Origin of the sequence: Nocardia sp. NBC_00881 (genome assembly GCF_045207455.1) — a bacterium.
Lineage (GTDB): Bacteria > Actinomycetota > Actinomycetes > Mycobacteriales > Mycobacteriaceae > Nocardia.
In genome coordinates, this window is record NZ_CP108798.1 from 3,431,711 (window position 1) to 3,450,535 (window position 18,825).

Sequence of the window (18,825 nt, forward strand, 5' to 3'; positions counted from 1 at the left end):
ATCGGGCGGTAGCCGGCGCTAGCCCTTTCCGTGGTTGATCGCCTGTTGCGTCCGGCCCGGCACCAGGCGGCGGGGTTCCCAGTGGGGATCACGGCCGAGAAGGGCTGCGATAGCGTCCAGTACGGGCAGCGGTTGGTCCGGCTCCACCGGGGGCCGGTAGACGCCATCCGGGCCGTTGAGTGCGCTGCCCGGCGCGGTGATCGACCGAGCGATCGGCAATGCGAGAGCGGTGAGACGGTCGGGGACCGGGCAAGGGCGCGACAACGCACGGGACAGGTCCCAGCGGTGTACGAGCATGTCCACGAAATGGATCGACAGCACTGTGACGGTCGCCAGCGGTCCGCGCTGCGGCAGGTGCACGACATCGCCCGTCTGTTCCATCGCGACCACCCACCGTGCGGCTGTACGCGCGAAGTCGTCGCGGGGATTGTCGGCGTGGTCGCCGATCGGAGCCAACACTGACGCGATGACAGCCTCGTGGCGTTCGTTCATGTGACTCATGAGGTCAGCGACGGTCCAGCCCGCGCACGGAGTCGGCGCGTCCAGGTCTGTATCGGAAACAGCGGCCACATCGTGTGCGATCAGCGCCAAGGCCGTCGCGTCGAGTCGTAGCAGATCACTCATTGGCACACTCTCTCATTAGCGTCCGATCGTTCGCTATAAGAATAGCGAACGATCGGACGCTAAGATGGTTTGGTGTCTCCCCGCAGCTCATTCGCCGAAGCCGCCCGCACTCGCGATCGAATCGTGCAGACCGCGGTCGAGGAGGCGTCATGCATCGGTTTGGAAGGTCTCACGATCGGGTCGCTCGCCGACCGGCTCGCAATGAGCAAGGCAGGTGTGGTCCACCCCTTCGGATCTCGCGAAAATCTGCAGAACGCCGCACTCGAACAGGCTGGCCGAATCTTTCGCGCAGCAGTCCTCACCCCGCTGGCGGAGATGTCTCCCGGCGCGGCTCGCCTGGTACGACTGATCGATGCCTGGATCGACTACCTTGCCGAATGCCCCTTTCCCGGAGGATGTTTCGTCACCGCGGCATCGACCGAACTCGATGGGCGGCCTGGCATGCTACGAGACCGACTGCGTGCGGTCGTTGTTGACTGGCGCGCCTTTCTCGCCGCCGAAATCGCTGCGGCACAAGAGGAAACGTCCGAATCGCGGCGCCCCCCCGAGGAGATCGCCACCGTACTCATCGGCATTTCCATGGCGGTCAACCAGGAGATCCAGCTGCTCGATGACGAATCCGCCGCCCAACGCGGCCGGGCGGCCATGCGCAACGCGGCCGGACTGCCTCCGTCACCATAGCCACTCCGGCCTCGCCGAAGGACCGATCGATTGGCTCACCCAAGTCTCATTCACGCAGATCGAGGATCGGCTGAAGCCGTGGCTCGCCGATGAACCCGAGTTGTCGGTCGAAGCCGGGCACGACCATCCGGATCAGCCCTTCTCGACCCGGCTCGAGGATGGCAGCTATCTCCACTTTCTCGCCACGGTCCCCGAACTGGACGAACTTCCGGAGATCACGACGTTCGTTCCCAACTCAGCTGTACGGGCATGGGACCTGCCTTTGCCTCAGGTGGCGTGCTTCTTACCGGCACCCCAGTACATGCGATGGCGCACGTCACACCAGCGGGTTGTCACACACTCTGGGCCAGCGGTGTCTGATGCCCGACCAGCTACACCATCGGGAAGCCGACACGGATGCCCACGAACGGCATCGTCCGGCAGCCCGTCGGCGACGAACGGCTCGGCCGGATCGAGGACGAGCCCGAGTCGCCTGCACCTGAAGGAGAAGCTCATGAACCTCGCCCTCTGGGTCGTTGCCGGGCTGCTTGCCGCCCTCTCCCTGTTCGGTGGCACCACCAAAGCGTTTATGCCCAAGGCCAAGCTGGACGAACTGGGCGCGAAGTCCGGCGGCGGATGGACCCAGCACGCAAGCGCAGGTTTCGTCAGAACCCTCGGGGTCCTCGAGATCCTGGCCGCGGTCGGCCTGATCCTGCCCGCCGCGCTCGACATCGTACCGGTGATGGTGCCGGTAACAGCCGTCTGCTGGATCCTGTTGATGGTCGGCGCGTTGATTACCCACGCCCGCTACGGCCAGTACAAATACGTCGCGCTGAATCTCAGCTACCTCGCTCTGGCCGCCTTCGTGGCCTGGGGGCGCTTCGGCCCCGAGTCCTTCACCGGCTGATTCAGGTAAGTCGCCAGCGGGTCGCGCCATGCGGTTCGGCGGTCCGCGACAATCGAATACGCGATCTCACCAGACCGCCCGCGACCCCTACCCGCGCTGCACGTTCTCCCGGTAGTACTGGTTGTTGTTGCCCCCATATTGCCGGCCGGGTTGTACTGGGCGACGACGTATTGCCCACCTTTTCCGCCGGTGTTGCAGGCGACCCCGACCCCGAGCTTCGTGCTGGCCTTCCAGACCACCGGAGCGTGGACACGATCTCGGCTGCGCCGATGAATTTTGTGTGGATCCGCCGTCGATACCGCTGGATACACCGACAGCGGTGGGCCTGTGCTGGGACCGTTCCAGTGCGGGAAGAAGCACATGGAGGCAATGATGAGCGTCGACAACCCTGCGCACGAGCAAACGGTCCGGACGGGTGAGCAGGGGGGCGCAGTGAGCAGTCCCAGGGTGTTGGTGGCGGGGGCGAGCATCGCGGGGCCCGCGCTGGCCCACTGGCTGCACCGGCGAGGGGCCGAGGTGACCGTGGTGGAGCGGGCCGCCGAGCTGCGTCCGGGTGGGCAGGCGGTGGACGCGCGCGGGGTGACCAAGGAGGTCATCCGGCGGATGGGGCTGGACAAAGCGGTCCGCGCGGCCTGTACCGAGACCGCCGGCGCACACACCGTGGACGCGGATGGGAACGTGCTGGAGATCTTCCGCGCGGACGACGACGGCGGCGACGGGTACATCGCGGAGATCGAGATCCTGCGCGGGGACCTGTCCCGGGTGCTCCACGACGACACCCGCGACGGTGTCGAGTACATCTTCGGCGACCGGATCGCCGAGCTCACCCAGGACGGGGACGGGGTCGACGTGACCTTCGAAGGCGGCGACCGGCGGCGCTTCGACCTGGTGGTCGGGGCGGACGGGCTGCACTCGGCGCTGCGAGCGATGGTCTTCGGGCCGCGGGAGCGGTTTGTCCGCCACCTCGGGCACGTGCTGGCCTTCTACAGTGTGCCCAACGAGTTCGGGCTGGACCGCTGGCTGATCGACTATCAGGAGTCCGGGCGCTCCGCCGGCCTGCGGCCCATCCAGGACGCCACTCGGGCGATGGCCATGTTCTCCTTCCCCTCGGGGGACTTCGATGTCGACTACCGCGACGTCGAGGCCCAGAAGCGCCTGCTGCGCGAGCGGATGGCCGGCATGGGCTGGTTGACCCCGCGCATCCTGGCGCACCTGGACGACACCCCGGACTTCTACCTCGACCAGGTCGCCCAGGTGGTGATGGACCGCTGGTCGAACGGGCGGGTCGGGCTGCTCGGGGACGCGGCGTTCAGCTCGTCGCCGATGTCCGGGCAGGGCACCGGGCTGGCCCTTGTCGGCGCCTACCTGCTGGCCGGAGAGCTGGCCGCCGCCGGATGGGACCCGCAGGCCGGGTTCGCCGGCTACGAGCGGCGGATGCGCTCGTTCGTCGAGGCCAACCAGGAGATCGGCCGGTTGCACGCTCGTAGCCTCACCGTCCCCGCGCCGCAGGTCGAGCCGGGCACCGAGCCCGACGTCGAATGGGACCTCGAGCTGATCGAGCGTGCGATCAACGGCATCGAGCTGCCCGACTACGCAGGGGTGCCGGACTCCGGGGCCCCGGCCGAACCGCTGATCACCTCGTCGGCCAAGCCGTAGACGTCACATCGACGTGTCGAGAGAGATGACGCTTCGGTAGGCTCGCCGGATTACGTCCGCTCATGTAGCCGATGAGCGTGCACAACCTGTCTACCAAGGTCTTTCGACTGTGCCGAGCGGGGTGCTCGTGGTCATACGTGGCAGCGCACGTTCACCAGGAGCGTATCGCCGGGCAGAGCTGTCAGATAGCGGTCGATGCGGTCGTAGCCGGCGGGCAGCTCCGGTTCGTGCGGGCAGTCGGCAGTACTGTCACAGGCGCCGTGGATCCCCGGACTGCCGTCCTCGTACCACCAGCCCTCCAACGACAGGAGATTGCGCCGGCGGAGGGCCCCTTCCACCTCGCTCGCGACGAACTCCTCCCGGCCGACGGATCCGACGTTGATGAGGGGGTCCGAACTGAAGAACCAAAACGAGTAGCGTTTGATGGGCAGCGTCTGCAGGTAGTCCTTGAAGGCCCGAGCAAGAGGCTGGCCGTAGTAGTCCGCCGATGCCTGCTCGGTCGAATATGCCCCCGGATCAACCTGTTGGCGAGCATAGTAGAACTCCCAAGGTCGGGGCGCAGGCAACTCCGCGGCCAGTTCCCGCCACTGCCGCCAGGCCGCGTCCGCCAACTCGGCCGCTTCTTCCCGCGACGCCGAGAAATCGAGAAGCTCGCGAGGCCCGCCCGCGCACCAGCCGAAGTCGTTGGGGGTCGTTGTGGAATTGGTCAACCAACGGCTCGGAAACTCATGGATCAGCCTGGAGTCTCGTTCATGGCCGGGCAGAACGTTGAACCCGCCACCGTGCACGGTGCCGCCCGTGATGCGCCAAGCATCCCAGATGTCGAGCTCTTCGCCACGTGTGTAGTCGATCTCGAAGGGTGCCATCGCGTCCGCAACCGCCGCCTCCACCCGCACAGCCTCACGCGCTGGGAGACACACCGTGATCCTCATACCGGCCATAGTGATATTCGATCACTTCATCGGTACTGCAGCACAATGGAATTTCAGTCCGCAGCTCAGCGAGCGAGCCACACCAAAACGAAACCGGGGGCAGCCGATCAGGGAGCCTCCCACCGAGCACCTGGAACTCGATCCTGGCCGGGATCAAGCCCTGACACCAGTCTCGAGTAGCCGAATTCAGTGCGAATGGATCCGCAGTTGCGCGGCGGGCATGACCGCGACGGACGGCCCTCCTCCGCATTGGCGGATGAGGGCCGCGTACGTCAGCGAGGTGGCTGGTTCACGCCGCGGCTCACTGGGCAGGCGTTAGTACCGGGCTGTTGTGATAGGCGGCGATCAGCCACTGGCCGTCGCGCTTCTCGAAGACCCAGGTCGCGTTCACCTTGCGCTCGTCGGCGGGAACTTCGGTCTCGCCGGCGAACAGGATGGCGGATTCGCTGATGACGATCGCGGCGTCCTTGCCGACGAAGCGGATGCTGAGCTGCTTGTTGTAGGTTGAACTGCCCGCGAGCGGCCCCTCGAAGGCCAGTGCCATGTTCTGGCGGATCACCTCACGGCTGTCGCGGAGCGAGCCGGTCATGATGGCGGTCGCGTCTGCGGTGTAGTTGGCGACCATGGCGTCGGCGTCGCCCGCCTCCCACGCCTTGTAGGAATCCGCCAGTACAGCCTGGATTGCGGCCTCGTCTGCGCCACGATTGTTCGTCATCGGAGTCTCCCTTGTTTGATCGGTTCGCCTGGAGTGTTCCGGCGACCTCGGGAATACATACCGGCGGCGGCGTCCGAACTCATCGCGTTCGCTGAAAAGAAAACAGACCCATTCCATGAACAGGCCGTAGTTGCTGCGGCCGGAAAACCAGTTGAGCATCGGCGGCATCTCCATGATGACGTCCTCGGTGAGCAGACGCTCGAGGCCCTCGATGTCGGCGTGCGCGAACGCCGTCATGTAGCGCTCGCCCCAGGCGCGCGGCTCGCCCGCGGACGGTCCGCTGACCCGTTCCAGCCCGACCCTGATCTCCCTCAGGCGAGTGCGCGCCCGCTGCAGGGAGCAGTTCACCGATACGACGGTGGTGTCGAGGATTTCCGCTGTCTCGGCCCGCTTTCGCCGCGAGGCGCGCGGCGTCGTAGATCGAAAACGTTCGCGAGACACCCACGGCAGCAGGATCATGGCCAGACGCCTCGCGCCTCAGTGCTGAACCAAACCACCGACTGGCGCGGCAGCGACATGACCTGTTGGCGGAAGCGTCCGAGCCAGAGCGAGGCCGATATCCACGAGCGAGGACCGGCGCAGGCGGTCGACGTCGGGGATCGGGATCCAGGTCGGCTCGGCGGTCGCACCGTTGGGTTCAGGGCGGAGTTGGCCGCCGGTGACACGGACTCGGTAGAAAATCCCGACATTCTGGTGCTCGGCTCCCGAATGCGAGGCCGCGGCGGAGATCACCCTCGAGTCCACGCCGAGCAGGCGTTCGATGGTTCCGTGGTAGCCGGTCTCTTCAGCGAGTTCCCGGGTCACCGCATCGAACGGGTCTTCGGTGTGCTCGACCTTGCCGCCCGGAAGAGTCCAGTTGGTCTCACCGCTGGCCGGTATATGCCGAGCGAGCAGCACCTGCCCATCCTCGATGCATACGGCGTAGGCCGCCAACCTGAAACTCATCCCCACAACCTCCACGACCCGATGGCGCTGCCGAAGGTTACCGTGCCACAGCCTCATCGAGGATGCCCGGACAGTAGCCACATCTGCGCCATCTGACCATGCGAAACATCGCCATTTATCCCTGCAAGTCACAGAATTGCAGGACGCCAACGGGGTTCGATGTGTGAAGGGGTGGGACTATCTCGCTAACGGTGTTTCCGGCGGTTTCTCTCAGTAGGTTTGTCAGCGTTTCGTCGGTGAGTAGTCTGCCGAGCGCGTCGGTCTGCAGCCCGCTCTCGGCCGCCAACTCCGGCACGCCGAAACCTGTCGTCCAGATGGTGAGTGCGCTCGGACGTACCGCGCCGTGGGCGAAGACGACCGCATCCGGCCGGACCTCGGTCACCGCGTCGGCCTCGGGGACGGTGACACCGTGCCGGGACAGCCACTTGGCGACGTACCGGCGTCCCGGCGCGCTCAGTGACGGCATCAGGGTTGCGCCGCATACCAGCGTGATTGTGCGTCCTTGTTCGGCCAGTTCGGCGGCCGTCTCGATGCCGGTTGGTCCGCCGCCGACCACGGTGACCGGAGCATCGAGGGGCAACTCGTCCAGATGGGCGCGTAGCCGCTGCGCGGACTCGAATTCAGCGATGGGGAAGGCGAACTCGGCCGCGCCGGACACAGACGACGGTATCGCTGCGGTGCTGCCGACCGCGTAGATGACGTAGTCGTAGCCCAACGCGCGACCCGACGCCAGCCGCACCATGCGGGCGGCGGTGTCGATGCGCGTCGCGCTGTCGACAACCAACTCGATGCCCTCGCCGAGCAGCGTGCTGTAGTCAACCGTTGCGGCGCCGGTACCGGCCGCGAACTGGTGCGTACTCGATCGACGAACGTCGGGCGGGGATTGACCAGCGTGATGTCGACATCGCCGCGCATCCGCAAATGGTTGGCCGAGAGTGTTCCGGCGTACCCGCCGCCGATGACAACAACCTTGTGGCGTGTGTTGTGTTCAGTCATGCCTTCAAGACACCGCGGAAGCCGAAACATGACACGACCAGATGTGACATACGTCACTTCGATCGGCAACGTCGACCAGGCGCGCGCGGACGCCACGTCCGCGCTGGATGACGGCGACCCCCGCACTGCTGTTCACCGAGGCGACCGACCGGACCCCGATGCTGGTGGCCGACGAGCAGCCGCTCGGTTACACCTTCACCGCGCGTGGCGCCGCCGGACCGCCCGAACACGAGGAGCGACTGCTGGCCTGGGCCGCGCGGCTACCCGCGGTGCGGCGGGTTCTACGCACGTGGCGGGTACCCGGCCCCGGCGCGACCCAGCCCGCCGCGTGGGTCCACCTCGTCGTGGTCGCCGCGGGAACGCCCTTGCACCACATGGTCTTCCGGAAACCCGGTGTGCATGCGGTCGCCGCCGAGGAGGAACTGCCGCCGTACCTCGCGGCGGCGCTGGCCGCCGCCGAGCCAGTGTGGGAGGCCGGGGGCTGACCCGGCCCTCGTGCGGCGGGCGGGCGACCTTCCCGCCGACGTCAACGCCGAGGGCGCACCAACCCGACGGTGTAACCGGGCACCGCGCGGAGTAGTCGTCGAGCGCCACCGTCAGGCACGGCCGGCGCGTGGTCCCGGTGTCGAGGACCAGGATGTCGAGTTGGGTGTGATCGGCCTGCCACATCGGGTTCGGATCTCGTCACGGCGCCGGTAGACCAGCTCGTAGGTGTCACCAGAACGCGGCGGCGCCCTCGTGGCCAGCCAGCATCTCCGGATCGAGGCCGCTGCCATCAGTTTCCGGTTTGCGCCAGTCGCCCGCCCAGCAAAAGGCAGGCCCGTCGGCAAGCGGCGCGCCCCAGTCGACCGCAGCGACTTCAGCCCACGTGGCGTACGTATGGCCGTGCTGGTAGTCGTTGTCAGTGTCAGTGCTCATCTCCCGCACCAGATCCGATACGTCGTTCGGCAACCCTCTGCGGGAGAAGAGCGCACGCACATCCTCCACCCCGCGGACGTCGAACAGGCAGTTCCACGCGTTGTAGTCCCGCCCCAGCCGGAGATCCAGCAGGTCGATCTCCACCTTCCAACTCCCGTCGGCCGAGCGACTCTCGATAACACCGTCAATGTCTGTTCCCATCAGCACAACACTCTCAGCATGCCGATGGTGGGGACATGCGCCTGGCTGGAGCGCGCTCTCATCTGGTCCGGTGAATCGACCGCGGCCCGAGCGGTCGGACGGACCGGGGCGGCTGGACTGGACAACAGCCCCCCGGCGGCGCCTTTGCCGCCGGGGGGCTGTCGCAGGGCAGGACGCTACCCGCCTACGACCAGGCTGCCCACCCCAATGTCACGAATAGGTCACGGCGTCCGCCGTGGACTCAGAGGCTGGCGGTCGCGCGGAGCGCCGTGTCGCGGCAGATCGTTTGACCTGAACTGATGTTGAGGTTCTAGCTTTGCATCCGTGATCAACAAGTCGGCGAAGACGATTCTGGTGACCGGCGCGACTGGCAACATCGGCAGAGCACTGCTGACACAACTGGCTGAGTATGGTGAGGTCCACGTGCGAGCGGCGAGCCGCAACGCAACCTCCGCCGGGCTGCCCGAAGGGGTTGAGCCTTTCCAGGCCGACTTGGAGCATGCGGACTCGCTGCGGTCCGCGGTCGAGGGTGCGACCGCGTTGTTCCTCGTGTCACGCGTCGGGGACGATGCCGGCATCCTGTCGTCGGCCCAGCGTGCGGGCGTCGAGCATGTCGTGCTGGTGTCGTCGATCACTGTGCGAACGCATCCCCATCTGAGGCCAGCGCAGGAGAACGCCGCCGTGGAACAACTGCTCGAGACCAGCGGCATGGACTGGTCCATCTTGCGCCCCACTCAGTTCGCGTCCAACGCCTTGTGGTGGGCGGACTCGATCCGTGAACGCGGTGGCGTGGAGGTTCCCTTCGCCGACGTCGGTCTGCCCACCGTTCATCCCGGTGATATCGCGCGCGTGGCCCGTGCGGCGTTGACCGAACCCGGGCATCGAGGACGCGAGTACGCCCTGACCGGACCTGAGCTGATAACTCCTCGCCAGCAGGTCGAAACCATCGCTTCGGTCCTCGGACATCCACTCTCGGTCACCGAGATCAGCCGTACGCAAGCGCGCGAACGGATGATTCCGGGCATGGGACCGCAAACAGCCGACGCGCTTCTCGATGTCATGGGCGCTGACACCAACGACGAGTTGCTGGCGGTCCGTGACACAGTTGCTCAGGTAACCCGGTCTCCAGCTCAGACGTTCCGCGACTGGGTTTCCCAGAACATTTCCGCGTTCATCAATCGCCATACCGCGGGGGCCACATCAATCCGTGGCGAGACCCTCGGCGGCCTCGCGACCGGCGATGATGACGCGGTCGAGGAAATCGGCCAGTAGTCCGAGTTGGTCGGGGGTGTAGTCGGCGCACAGGTTGTCGACGGCGGTGTTCATTCCTGACAGCAGGTCGTAGACCTCGCCGAGCCGCTCGGGGCGGGAGCAGACGACGACCGCGCGGCGGTCGCCGGTGGCGCGTTCGCGCATGATCCAGCCCGCGCGTTCCAGGCGGTCCAGGATTCCGGTGAGCGTCGCAGGGTGGAGACCGGCCTGTTTGGCCAGGGCGCTGGGGCTCAGCGGGCCATGGCTGTTGATCAGGTCCAGGCAGTCGAAGTCGATGTCCTTGAGGTCGAGGCGGGTGCCGACCTGCCGGTTGAGCAGCGCCAATTGGCTGCGCACATCGCGTAGCGAGCCCTTGACGCGGGCGGTCAGGCGTCGTCGGTGACGAGCATCACTCCGATTTTCTACGGAATCCATATCATCTCCAAGCCAAATTAAATAATATGATTCTCGTATCTTACGACATTGGTAGGGCCGGATCGGCGACCCACCGGAGAAGAAGGGAAGGCCAACCATGTTCGTCATCATCGGAGCCACCGGAACGATCGGCCGGGAAGTCGTCACGCAGCTACGGGCGACCGGCACAGCCGTCACCGCCGTGACCCGGGACCCCGGACAGGCACGGATGCCGAGGGGAACCGTTGTGGTGGGGGCCGATCCCTCGGTGCCGAGCATTCCCGCCGAAACCTGGGACGACGTCGAGGGGGTACTGCTGAGTTCACGCGCCATCATCGCCTCGGCACCGGAAATCCTTTCCGCCGCACTCGATCACGGAGCGCGCCGGGTAGTCGTGATCTCCGCGTCGACGATCGAGCACCCTGCCGGGGAGCCGCGGTTCGTGGCCGGATTCCGGGCATTGGAGGCTGCGGCCGAGGCATCGGGGCTAGCGTGGACGTCGTTGCGCTGCGCGGATTTCGACGCCAACACCTTGGCCTGGGCACCACAACTGCGCGCCGGCGACGTGGTACGCGGCGCGTACGGCAAGGCCGCCACCTCGCCTATCCACGAGCGCGATATCGCCGCCGTCGCGGTCCGCGCGCTGACCGAGGACGGCCACGCGGGCCGCCACTACCTGCTGACCGGCCCCGAGGCGCTGACCCAGTACGACAAGGTCCGCATCCTGGGCGAACTCACCGGCCGCGACCTGTCGTTCCTCGAACTCACCGCCGACCAGGTGCGCGCCGGAATGAGGGCGCAGGGACTGCCCGAGGAGGTCCCGGCCCGGCTGCTCGGCTCACTGTCCGATTACGCCCGCGTCCCGGGTCCCACCACCGGCACCGTCGCCGAGCTACTCGGCCGCCCCGCCCTCGATTTCGCCACCTGGGCCGCCGAACACGCCGCCGCCTTCACTCGCTGAAAGGGTCGATCATGTCCATCGACTTCACCATCATGTACGCCACCCACGACGCCTTCCGCCGCGACCTGACCCGACTGGCCACCGCCGCCGCGGCCGGCCGCGCCGACGCCCCCGGCGTCCACGCCGGCTGGGCGAACTTCACCCGCCAACTCCACGTCCACCACACCGTCGAAGACGCCGCCCTCTGGCCCCCGGTGCTGGCGCGCCTGACCGACCGCCCCGCCGACACCGCCCTCATGGCCGACATGGAAGCCGAACACGCCTCCCTCGACCCTGCCCTGCACGCCGTCGACAAGGCGCTGCGTACCCACTCCGCAGACCTCGCCGAACACGTCCACACACTGACACGAATCCTCACCGACCACATGGCCCACGAGGAAACCGCCGCCCTCCCGCTCATCGACGACGTGCTGACGCCCAAGGACTGGAACGCCTTTCGCGGCGCGATGGCCCGCAAACAAGGCCCCTCCGGCGCGGCGGCCTACGTCCCCTGGGTCCTCGACTCGACCACACCCGAACAGCGCCAACACTTCCTGGCCGCCATGCCCGGCCCGGTCGCGGCGATCAACAAGCTGTTCTGGGAAAGCCGATACCGCAACCGGGAGCTGTGGCGGCACTGACCGAGACCTGGTGGCTGAATCCGGGTCGGTGGTTCACCGCAAGGTCAGGTGGTTTTCGGATTCGATACCGGTCGGTTCAGCTGGGTTGCGGACGAAGTAGAGGCCGGCGATGCGGTCTCCGTCGATACCGATCGCCAGGATGCCGTCGAGTTCACCGTCGACGTGAACCGCCAATGCCGCAGTGCCATTGACGGTGACGGGTTCGCCGGTGAGCGATACCGCGCTCGTACCGAGCCCGCCGACGATGAAGCGGGCCACCTTGACGGCGCCGGTGACCGGCCGTATCGCGGCCCGTTCGACGCCGCCACCGTCACAGACGAGGACGACGTTGGGAGCCAGGACCTCGAGCAGGACCTGCGGTTCTCCGGTTTCGAGCGCACGCTGCAACGATTCCGCCGCCGCACGGGCCCGGTCCGCGGAGACCACCCGATGGGGGCGGCGGACGGTGACATGGCGGCGGGCGCGATACGCGATCTGACGGACCACGGCAGTGGTCGTGCCGACCGCGTCGGCGATCTCGTCGTAACCGAGGTCGAACGCCTCACGCAGGACGTACACAGCGCGCTCGGTCGGCGAGAGTGCCTCGAGGACCAGCATCAATGCCATCGACATGCTCTCGGCGAGTTCGACATGGTGGGCGGTGTCCGCAGTGGTCGGCAGCGGCTCGGGCAGCCACGGGCCGGCTGAGGATTCTCCGCGGCATTTCATCGACCACAGCCGATGCAGGGACCTGCGGGTGAGGGTCCGAACCAGGTAGGCGCGCGGGTCGCTGACCTGGTCGGAGTTGATGTTCCGCCAGCACAGCCAGGTTTCCTGCAGGACGTTTTCGGCATCGGCGGTGGATCCGAGCATTTCGTAGGCGACGGTGAAGAGCAGGTTACGGTGCGCGAGAAACGTTTCGGTCGACTCGATCGCGGCGTGGTCACCGCGGTTCCGGTCCGCTGTCTGCCGCCCACCGGGTTCGGGTGTGGTGTTCATGCAGTCCTCTCCGGTTGTCGTCAGGTCCGGCGTCCGGCCGCCCTGTGCGGCGGCGTCTGCGAGCGCAGGCACCGCCGCACAGGGTGGCCGAGTGACCATCGCCGGGTGCGATGACGGCTTTTTCGGTGCCCTACCCGACCGATACGGTCGTGTTCTCGCGCTGGGCCAGCAGCAGCGCCGGCCGGTGCTTGCCGTCTTTCAACCAGCGGTGTGAGCCGGGCTTGCGGGCCTCGGTCGCCAGGTGCTTGATGCCGGCTTCGCAGGCGATTTCCTTCAGTTTCTTGCCCATGGACCCGCTGAAGTAGAGCCGCATGCCGGTCTCGTTCTTATGACCGAGCTGGTAGATCCCGGCTTCCCGCCCGAAGCTGAGGCACATGGCGATGAACGACAGGTCGATCGCCGAGGTCTGCTCACCCGAGATCCGGCGTAGCAGGGTGTCGGCGGCGTGCGCGCCCAGGCAGTAGGCGACGTAGGCGCTCATCCGGAACGGCAGATTCGACGGTGCCGAGGAGTCGCCCGCCGCGACAATGCGTTCGTCGTCAACGCTGGTCAGGGTCTCGTCGGTGAGCAGACGCCCGGCGGCATCGGTGCGCAGCCCGCTACGGTCGGCCAGATCCGGCACCCCGAAGCCCGCCGTCCAGATCGTCACGTCACTCGCCAGCGTCCGGCCATCACCGAGCTGCACGGCCTCCCGGGTCACCGCGGTGACGGCCGCCTCGGAGCCCTCGATGACGGTCACTCCCAGCTTGGCGAGGTACTTGTGGGCCGTGCGCCGTGCCTTGGGATGCAGGTACGGAACAAGGACATCACCGCAGACCAAGGTGACTGCGCGCCCCTGCTCGGCCAGCTCGGCGGCGGTCTCGACTCCGGTCGGGCCGCCCCCGATCACCGTCACCGCGGACGTCATGGGCGTGTCGAGGAGTACCGACCGTAACCGCTGTGCCGCCTCCAAAGTCGCTACCGGGTAAGCGAACTCGGCCGCACCCGGCACCTGCGGCGTAGGGCTGCCGCTGCCCACCGCGTAGATGAGGTAGTCGTAGCCGATCGTACCGCCGTCGGTCAGTACCACCGTGCGTTCGGCCGCGTCGATCCGCTTCACGCTGTCGACCACCAGCTCGACACCCTCGGCCAGGATGTCCTGGTACTCGACGACCGCCTCGTGGGTTTCGCCCACCAACTGGTGCAACCGCAGCCGCGGGACGAAGACCGGGCGGGGATTGATCACGGTCACCCTGACGTCGTCGCGCTGCGTCAGGCGATTGGCGGCCATCACGCCGGCGTATCCGCCACCGACCACGACGACTTCGTACTTGTTCATTGTCTTTCCTTTGTTTGGTGCGGGTTTCGGGCACAGGACACCGTGTGCCCCGTCCCTGTGACTGCCGGTGAGGCGGGGTCGAGGACTTTCGGATTCAGTGGTGGGTGGCCAGCGGCGCACCGGGCAATGGCGTCGAGTCGAGGTAGCGGACCTCGTATACGCGTTCGCTGAGCCTCCACCCGTCCGAGGTTCGCTGGTAGCGGTCGTGGTAGAGGGCGAAGTTGCGGTGCGAGCTACCGTCGAGCATTCGGCCGAACTCCTCGACATAGACACGACCGACAGCGGTGTCACCGTCGAGCCGGAGGAAGCCGGGGTGGACGTTCTGGACGAAGAACTCCCACAGTCCTTGCCCCCACTCGATCCCCGTGCGGATCTCGTGCCGCCCGACGAACTCCTTGTCGATGTGCGGCCACCGCACCACCGCCTCGGGTGTGAACAGAGATGCGACACGGTCGAAGTCACGCATCATCACCGCGTCGGTGACCTCGCCACACAGGGCGGTGATCTCGACCCGGTCCGCGATCACCAGCGGGTTGCTCATCGGGTTGGCCTCTCTGTCGGTCTGTCCACCGGGGCCTGCGCCGCGGTGACAAACCCAGCTTCGCGGCAGGCCGACAACCGATCAACGTAAGCTTCGTGGACTGATTGATAACTCTGGAGTTATTCGTGGAGCTACGCGATATCGAGATCTTCCTGACGCTGGCCGAGGAATTGCACTTCGGCCGCACCGCCGAACGCCTGCACGTGTCCCAGGCTCGCGTCAGCCAGGCCATCCGCACACAAGAACGACGCATCGGCACGGCACTGTTCGAACGCACCAGTCGCCGCGTGCAGCTGACACCGGTCGGCCGGCGCCTGCGCGAAGACCTGCAGCAAGTCCACGACCTGCTCCAAGCCGCACTCGCCCGCGCCGAAGCCGCCGGGCTCAGCGCAGGCCAGACCCTCAAGATCGGAGTGTTCGGGCACGCCGGCCACGAACTGCGGCCCCTGTTCGAGACGTTCCGCATCCGCTATCCGGGTAGCAGCGTCACGTTCGGCGAGGTCAACGGCGCCGACCCGTTCAACGCGCTCCGCAGCGGGGAACACGATGTGAACGTGCTGTGGCTACCCGTCCTCGAACCCGACCTCACCGTCGGCCCCACCGTGCTCACCGGCCGCCGCGTACTGGCCGTCGCCACCGACCATCCACTGGCCCAACGCGGCTCCGCGTCCCTGGAAGATCTCGCCGACAACCGTGTTGTCGACTTCGGTCCCGACGCCCCCGACTACTGGGTTGCGTCCATGGTCCCCACCCACACACCGCAGGGCCGTCGCATCCCACGCGGGCCGATCGCGCGGACCTTCCACGAGATCCTTTCCCTGGTCGCGTCCGGGCAATGCGTCCACCCGCTGGGCGAGCTCGCAGCCCGCTACAACAACCCCCCAGGCATCGCTTTCCTGCCCATGCCCGACTCCCCCGAACTGCAATGGGCCCTGACCTGGCGCTCCACCGCCGACAGCGCCGCGGTCCGCGCCCTGGCCCGCACCGCCGCCGACTTCGGCCCAATCCAACTGTGACCCAACAGAACCCGCCATTCGACCATTTTTGGTTCCGGTCGCAGTCGGGCGCGTCGAGGCTCAGGAGCGGGGCCGGCCCTTACCAACATACTTTCCGCGGTAGCAGCGACGGCCGGCGAGGAGACTGTCGCTGCTCGCCTCAGAGGACGGTGACGCGATGTAGCCGAGGTAGTGCGCGCAGCAGGACCCATCGTTGCACCGGATTGCTCCCGGTCAGGCGGCGTAGTTGTTTGGTTGCGTCGCCGACTGCTCGGAATGCATACGGCACCATCTCGGCCTGGTAGGCCGACAGCGCGTGCTCGAGTGGATCACCTTGCGCTACAGCATGTTCCAGCTTGGTGGCCAGCAGGGCCGCATCCCGCAAAGCGGTATTGCCGCCGTGGGCTCCCACGGGTGGCATCGCATGTACCGCGTCCCCCATCAGCGTCACCCGCGACATCCGCCACCCACGAGGGCGAGGGGCGGCCATGAGTTTCACCTCCATGGTGTATTCGGGCTGGGACTCGGCGATAAGTTCCTGTACGGCAGGATGGAATTCGCCGACCAGGGTGCCGGCGAATTCGTCCAGCTGCGGCGGTGTGGGCTGGCGATCAGTGAATGGACTGTCGGCGCCTGGAAAGACCAGTCCCCACATCACATAGTCGTCGTCGACAGGGGCGCGGGTCCCGGGCGCCAGCCGCTCGAAGGCTGCCGCGGGTTGCTCACCGAAACGCATGGAGGTGAAGAACGCGCATCGTCCTGGCCTGTCACCGACGGCCAGCACTCCGCTCTTGGTCAGAGCCGGCGGCACCATGCACCGGCCGCGGATCTGCAGCGGCGTGCGGCCGTACAGCGCACGCATGCCGGAGTCGATCGGTTCGTGGTCGGGGAGCGTGGCCGCGCGTAGCGCCGAGCCAATGCCGTCGGCGCCGACGACCAAGTCCGTGCGTGTCGAACTGCCGTCGGCCAGATGTAACACGGCACCGTCGCGGTCCTCCTCGACACCGACCGCTCCCTTGCCGAAATGCACCCGGTCCTCGAGGCCCCGCAGCAGGATCGTGCGCAGCGTCTGGCGATCCATCTGGCCCGCACCGTCGGGAACGTTTTCGTCGAAGTGCAAGGTGATGGCGTCGCGCAGATCCTTGTTGGTGATCCGGAAGTATCCGCCGGGGGCGCCCGCGACCGCCGATATCAGTTCGAACAATTCGGCGGGAACGCACTGCCGCAATGCCGCTCTGCCGTGTTTGTCGACCGTAATGCGGTATCCCTGGCGGCGCACGAACGGTCCGGAGTCCCGCTCGTACACCTGCACCTCGATCCCGGCCTTGTGCAGTGACTGCGCCAGGCACAGTCCCGCGAGACCGGCACCGGCAATAGCGATCGAAGAACGATTGGTACCCATAAAATTTCTGCCCATCGATGTCAGATCCGGCTCCAGCCGAACCGATTCGGATAACGCGAGCCCGCCCGCTGCTGGTGCCGAACCCCGAGCGAGGACCAGGACTCGACCAACCGGTCGAGCAGCCGGGTGAGGGTGACGACATCCTCGGCGGACCAGTCGGCGATCACCGCGCCGAATACCTCGTCTCCCACTTCCAGGAATTGCTGGAGCTCGGCCCGGCCGGCGTCGGTGGCCTCGACCAGCACCGCACGCCCGTCGGCCGGGTCCGGCGAGGTCTGCGCCAGACCTGAATCAACCAGGGCACGAACATGTCTGGTGACCGACGACGGCAACGCATCCAGCCGCTCGGCGATCTCACCGGCCCGCACCGGCCCGGACTCCACCGCGCACTGGAGCACCCCGACCCGCACCGGGTCGAACGCCCGCGAGGTACCTAGCCGCATCGCCTCGGCGAAGCGCGAGGTCATCCGCGTCAGCTCCGACACCTGCTGCTTATTTGCTTTCATGAATCAAGTATATCACTTGTTTCGTTGAAGCAAATAGCTGAGCCCCATCCGGGCCTTGGGCGTGGGGTGCCGCGGTCTTGCTGGATTGATCAGGATCGGGTCCTATCGCGTCGGGTAGGAACAACCTTGAATCCACAGTTTCGGCGCGAATGCGGGGGTACAGTCGAAATCCCTTGTGTGACTGTCGATCTTAGGGGCGTGTTCGTGCGGACGTGGCGACGTTGTTTGGATGCGGCAGGGGTGCGGGGAGACTCGGCGCGTGCCGACTTTTCGGCTGCGGCGCGGCATTGGCGGCGCAGTCATTTCAATCTCTGGGTGTCACTGCGGACCTTAGTTCCGCCGGAGGGACAGCCGCACATATTCGCGGCGTCGGCGTTCGCGCGCTACACCGATGACCTCTGCGACACCGGCCCTGTCGAGGGGCGGACACAGCGGTTCGAGGAATGGGCCGACCATGTGAACACGGCGCTGGACACCGGAAGCTCGGGGCATCCGCTGATGCGTGCGTATCTGCACTCCGCCGGTCTGCGGAATCTGTCGCGCGAGTGGATCGACGCGTATCTGGCGGGCACGCGCCTCGAACTGGAGTTCGCGGGATTTGCTCAGGAGGCAGACTTCCAGCGTTACCTAGATACAGTTTCGGTGCCGTCTTTCATGCTTGGTTTCGGGGTTGTGCCGTTTCTGGTCCCTGAGCAACGCTTCATATCCTCCGTCCGCTTGCTCGTGGACGCGGCGCAGCGGACAGACGACCTCACCGATTTGTTCGAGGACCTGCGCGACGGGCGGCTGTGCCTGCCGGTCTCCGCCCTCGACCGGCACGGTGTGACGCGTGCGGACCTGGAGAAGGGACGCGACACCCCTGGAGTGCGGGCGTTGCTATCGGCCACAGCGAGTTCCGCGCGTGCCACACTCGTAGAGGGTGAACGTGTCCTCGGTGACATCGACCCTGGCTACCGCCCAGCTTTTCGATTTGTCATCGGTCTGGTCCACAACGCTTTGGACGATGTCGAGACCCGTGGGGTCGCTGTCATCCGCCGTCCCCATCACGACCGCCCGGTGGCGAGCCTGTCCCTGCTGGTGCGTTCCCGTCGTATGGGTGCATCGACCGAAGCCCAGGCTGGTCGGGGCGCCCATCACAACCGCGTCCGCAGCGGCGATCCGCTGCACGGTCGTTGATCACCGCCCACCGAGCGTCTTTCACTCGATGAGAGTTACCCGTTCGCTCGAGCCGCAGAATAGCCTCGCGCTCGGACTGATTCGTCTAGATGAGTAATTCTAAGGGGTG

At 66.5% G+C, this 18,825-nt stretch carries 21 protein-coding genes and 1 pseudogene; 9 read left to right on the forward strand and 13 right to left on the reverse strand.

Translation table 11 applies throughout. The annotated features are described in order from the left end of the window. Positions 1-18: 18 nt before the first annotated feature. Complete coding sequence (locus tag OH799_RS14095; RefSeq protein ID WP_406280338.1) at positions 19-624, reverse strand: maleylpyruvate isomerase family mycothiol-dependent enzyme; 606 nt, start codon at positions 622-624, stop codon at positions 19-21. Positions 625-696: 72 nt separating this feature from the next. Between OH799_RS14095 and OH799_RS14100 the strand changes: the two genes are divergently transcribed. Further along, complete coding sequence (locus OH799_RS14100; RefSeq protein ID WP_406280340.1) at positions 697-1,305, forward strand: TetR/AcrR family transcriptional regulator; 609 nt, start codon at positions 697-699, stop codon at positions 1,303-1,305. A 46-nt stretch (positions 1,306-1,351) separates the two neighbouring features. Here OH799_RS14100 and OH799_RS14105 read toward each other — a convergent pair whose 3' ends face one another. After that, positions 1,352-1,480, reverse strand: coding sequence for a hypothetical protein (locus OH799_RS14105; protein ID WP_406280342.1), 129 nt, complete (start codon positions 1,478-1,480; stop codon positions 1,352-1,354). 318 nt (positions 1,481-1,798) lie between these two features. Here OH799_RS14105 and OH799_RS14110 point away from each other — a divergent pair, with 318 nt between their 5' ends. Then, positions 1,799-2,191, forward strand: coding sequence for a DoxX family protein (locus tag OH799_RS14110; protein ID WP_406280344.1), 393 nt, complete (start codon positions 1,799-1,801; stop codon positions 2,189-2,191). 372 nt (positions 2,192-2,563) lie between these two features. Continuing rightward, positions 2,564-3,847 (forward strand): FAD-dependent monooxygenase, encoded by a 1,284-nt coding sequence (locus OH799_RS14115; protein WP_406280346.1) that lies wholly within the window; start codon positions 2,564-2,566, stop codon positions 3,845-3,847. A gap of 131 nt (positions 3,848-3,978) precedes the next feature. Here OH799_RS14115 and OH799_RS14120 read toward each other — a convergent pair whose 3' ends face one another. The 4 genes and pseudogenes from OH799_RS14120 to OH799_RS14135 all read right to left on the reverse strand — a co-directional run. Then, positions 3,979-4,737 (reverse strand): hypothetical protein, encoded by a 759-nt coding sequence (locus tag OH799_RS14120; protein WP_406280348.1) that lies wholly within the window; start codon positions 4,735-4,737, stop codon positions 3,979-3,981. 343 nt (positions 4,738-5,080) lie between these two features. Beyond that, positions 5,081-5,953 (reverse strand): SgcJ/EcaC family oxidoreductase, encoded by an 873-nt coding sequence (locus OH799_RS14125; RefSeq protein WP_406280350.1) that lies wholly within the window; start codon positions 5,951-5,953, stop codon positions 5,081-5,083. Positions 5,954-5,971: 18 nt separating this feature from the next. Then, positions 5,972-6,439 carry an NUDIX hydrolase gene (locus tag OH799_RS14130; RefSeq protein WP_406280352.1) on the reverse strand — a complete coding sequence of 156 codons (468 nt, stop codon included), beginning with the start codon at positions 6,437-6,439 and terminating at the stop codon, positions 5,972-5,974. A gap of 214 nt (positions 6,440-6,653) precedes the next feature. Continuing rightward, a pseudogene (locus OH799_RS14135) lies at positions 6,654-7,435 on the reverse strand (NAD(P)/FAD-dependent oxidoreductase); the annotation flags it as partial. A 107-nt stretch (positions 7,436-7,542) separates the two neighbouring features. Here OH799_RS14135 and OH799_RS14140 point away from each other — a divergent pair. Then, positions 7,543-7,920, forward strand: a complete 378-nt coding sequence (locus tag OH799_RS14140) for a hypothetical protein (RefSeq protein WP_406280354.1) — start codon at positions 7,543-7,545, stop codon at positions 7,918-7,920. Between the two features lie 229 nt (positions 7,921-8,149). On the opposite strand, the gene OH799_RS14145 is transcribed toward OH799_RS14140, so the two are convergent. Beyond that, positions 8,150-8,554 carry a hypothetical protein gene (locus OH799_RS14145; RefSeq protein WP_406280356.1) on the reverse strand — a complete coding sequence of 135 codons (405 nt, stop codon included), beginning with the start codon at positions 8,552-8,554 and terminating at the stop codon, positions 8,150-8,152. A gap of 324 nt (positions 8,555-8,878) precedes the next feature. On the opposite strand from OH799_RS14145, the gene OH799_RS14150 reads away from it, so the two are divergent. After that, complete coding sequence (locus OH799_RS14150) at positions 8,879-9,826, forward strand: SDR family oxidoreductase (protein ID WP_406280358.1); 948 nt, start codon at positions 8,879-8,881, stop codon at positions 9,824-9,826. Here the strand turns inward: OH799_RS14150 and OH799_RS14155 are convergent. After that, a complete protein-coding gene (locus OH799_RS14155; protein WP_406280360.1) occupies positions 9,755-10,240 on the reverse strand; it encodes a MarR family transcriptional regulator in 486 nt (161 codons plus the stop codon). The genes OH799_RS14150 and OH799_RS14155 overlap by 72 nt on opposite strands. 97 nt (positions 10,241-10,337) lie before the next feature. Between OH799_RS14155 and OH799_RS14160 the strand changes: the two genes are divergently transcribed. Both OH799_RS14160 and OH799_RS14165 read left to right on the forward strand, forming a co-directional pair. Further along, positions 10,338-11,180, forward strand: coding sequence for an NAD(P)H-binding protein (locus OH799_RS14160; RefSeq protein ID WP_406280362.1), 843 nt, complete (start codon positions 10,338-10,340; stop codon positions 11,178-11,180). An 11-nt stretch (positions 11,181-11,191) separates the two neighbouring features. Then, on the forward strand, positions 11,192-11,800 hold the full coding sequence (locus tag OH799_RS14165; RefSeq protein ID WP_406280364.1) for a hemerythrin domain-containing protein: 609 nt from the start codon (positions 11,192-11,194) through the stop codon (positions 11,798-11,800). A 33-nt stretch (positions 11,801-11,833) separates the two neighbouring features. Here the strand turns inward: OH799_RS14165 and OH799_RS14170 are convergent, their stop codons facing one another. From OH799_RS14170 to OH799_RS14180, 3 genes are all read right to left on the reverse strand, one after another. Further along, positions 11,834-12,778 (reverse strand): sigma factor-like helix-turn-helix DNA-binding protein, encoded by a 945-nt coding sequence (locus tag OH799_RS14170; RefSeq protein WP_406282098.1) that lies wholly within the window; start codon positions 12,776-12,778, stop codon positions 11,834-11,836. Between the two features lie 130 nt (positions 12,779-12,908). Next, positions 12,909-14,096 carry an NAD(P)/FAD-dependent oxidoreductase gene (locus OH799_RS14175; protein WP_406280366.1) on the reverse strand — a complete coding sequence of 396 codons (1,188 nt, stop codon included), beginning with the start codon at positions 14,094-14,096 and terminating at the stop codon, positions 12,909-12,911. 94 nt (positions 14,097-14,190) lie between these two features. After that, on the reverse strand, positions 14,191-14,637 hold the full coding sequence (locus OH799_RS14180; RefSeq protein WP_406280368.1) for a nuclear transport factor 2 family protein: 447 nt from the start codon (positions 14,635-14,637) through the stop codon (positions 14,191-14,193). Positions 14,638-14,762: 125 nt separating this feature from the next. Between OH799_RS14180 and OH799_RS14185 the strand changes: the two genes are divergently transcribed. Next, positions 14,763-15,653: a LysR family transcriptional regulator gene (locus tag OH799_RS14185; protein WP_406280370.1), complete on the forward strand. Its 891-nt coding sequence runs from the start codon at positions 14,763-14,765 to the stop codon at positions 15,651-15,653. Between the two features lie 139 nt (positions 15,654-15,792). Here the strand turns inward: OH799_RS14185 and OH799_RS14190 are convergent, their stop codons facing one another. Together OH799_RS14190 and OH799_RS14195 are read right to left on the reverse strand one after the other, a co-directional pair. Further along, positions 15,793-17,034, reverse strand: coding sequence for an FAD-dependent oxidoreductase (locus OH799_RS14190; protein WP_406280372.1), 1,242 nt, complete (start codon positions 17,032-17,034; stop codon positions 15,793-15,795). Positions 17,035-17,054: 20 nt separating this feature from the next. Continuing rightward, positions 17,055-17,540, reverse strand: a complete 486-nt coding sequence (locus tag OH799_RS14195; RefSeq protein WP_406280374.1) for a MarR family winged helix-turn-helix transcriptional regulator — start codon at positions 17,538-17,540, stop codon at positions 17,055-17,057. A gap of 315 nt (positions 17,541-17,855) precedes the next feature. Between OH799_RS14195 and OH799_RS14200 the strand changes: the two genes are divergently transcribed. Next, entirely contained in the window at positions 17,856-18,716 is an 861-nt protein-coding gene (locus OH799_RS14200) for a squalene/phytoene synthase family protein (protein WP_406280376.1), read from the forward strand. Positions 18,717-18,825 lie beyond the last annotated feature (109 nt).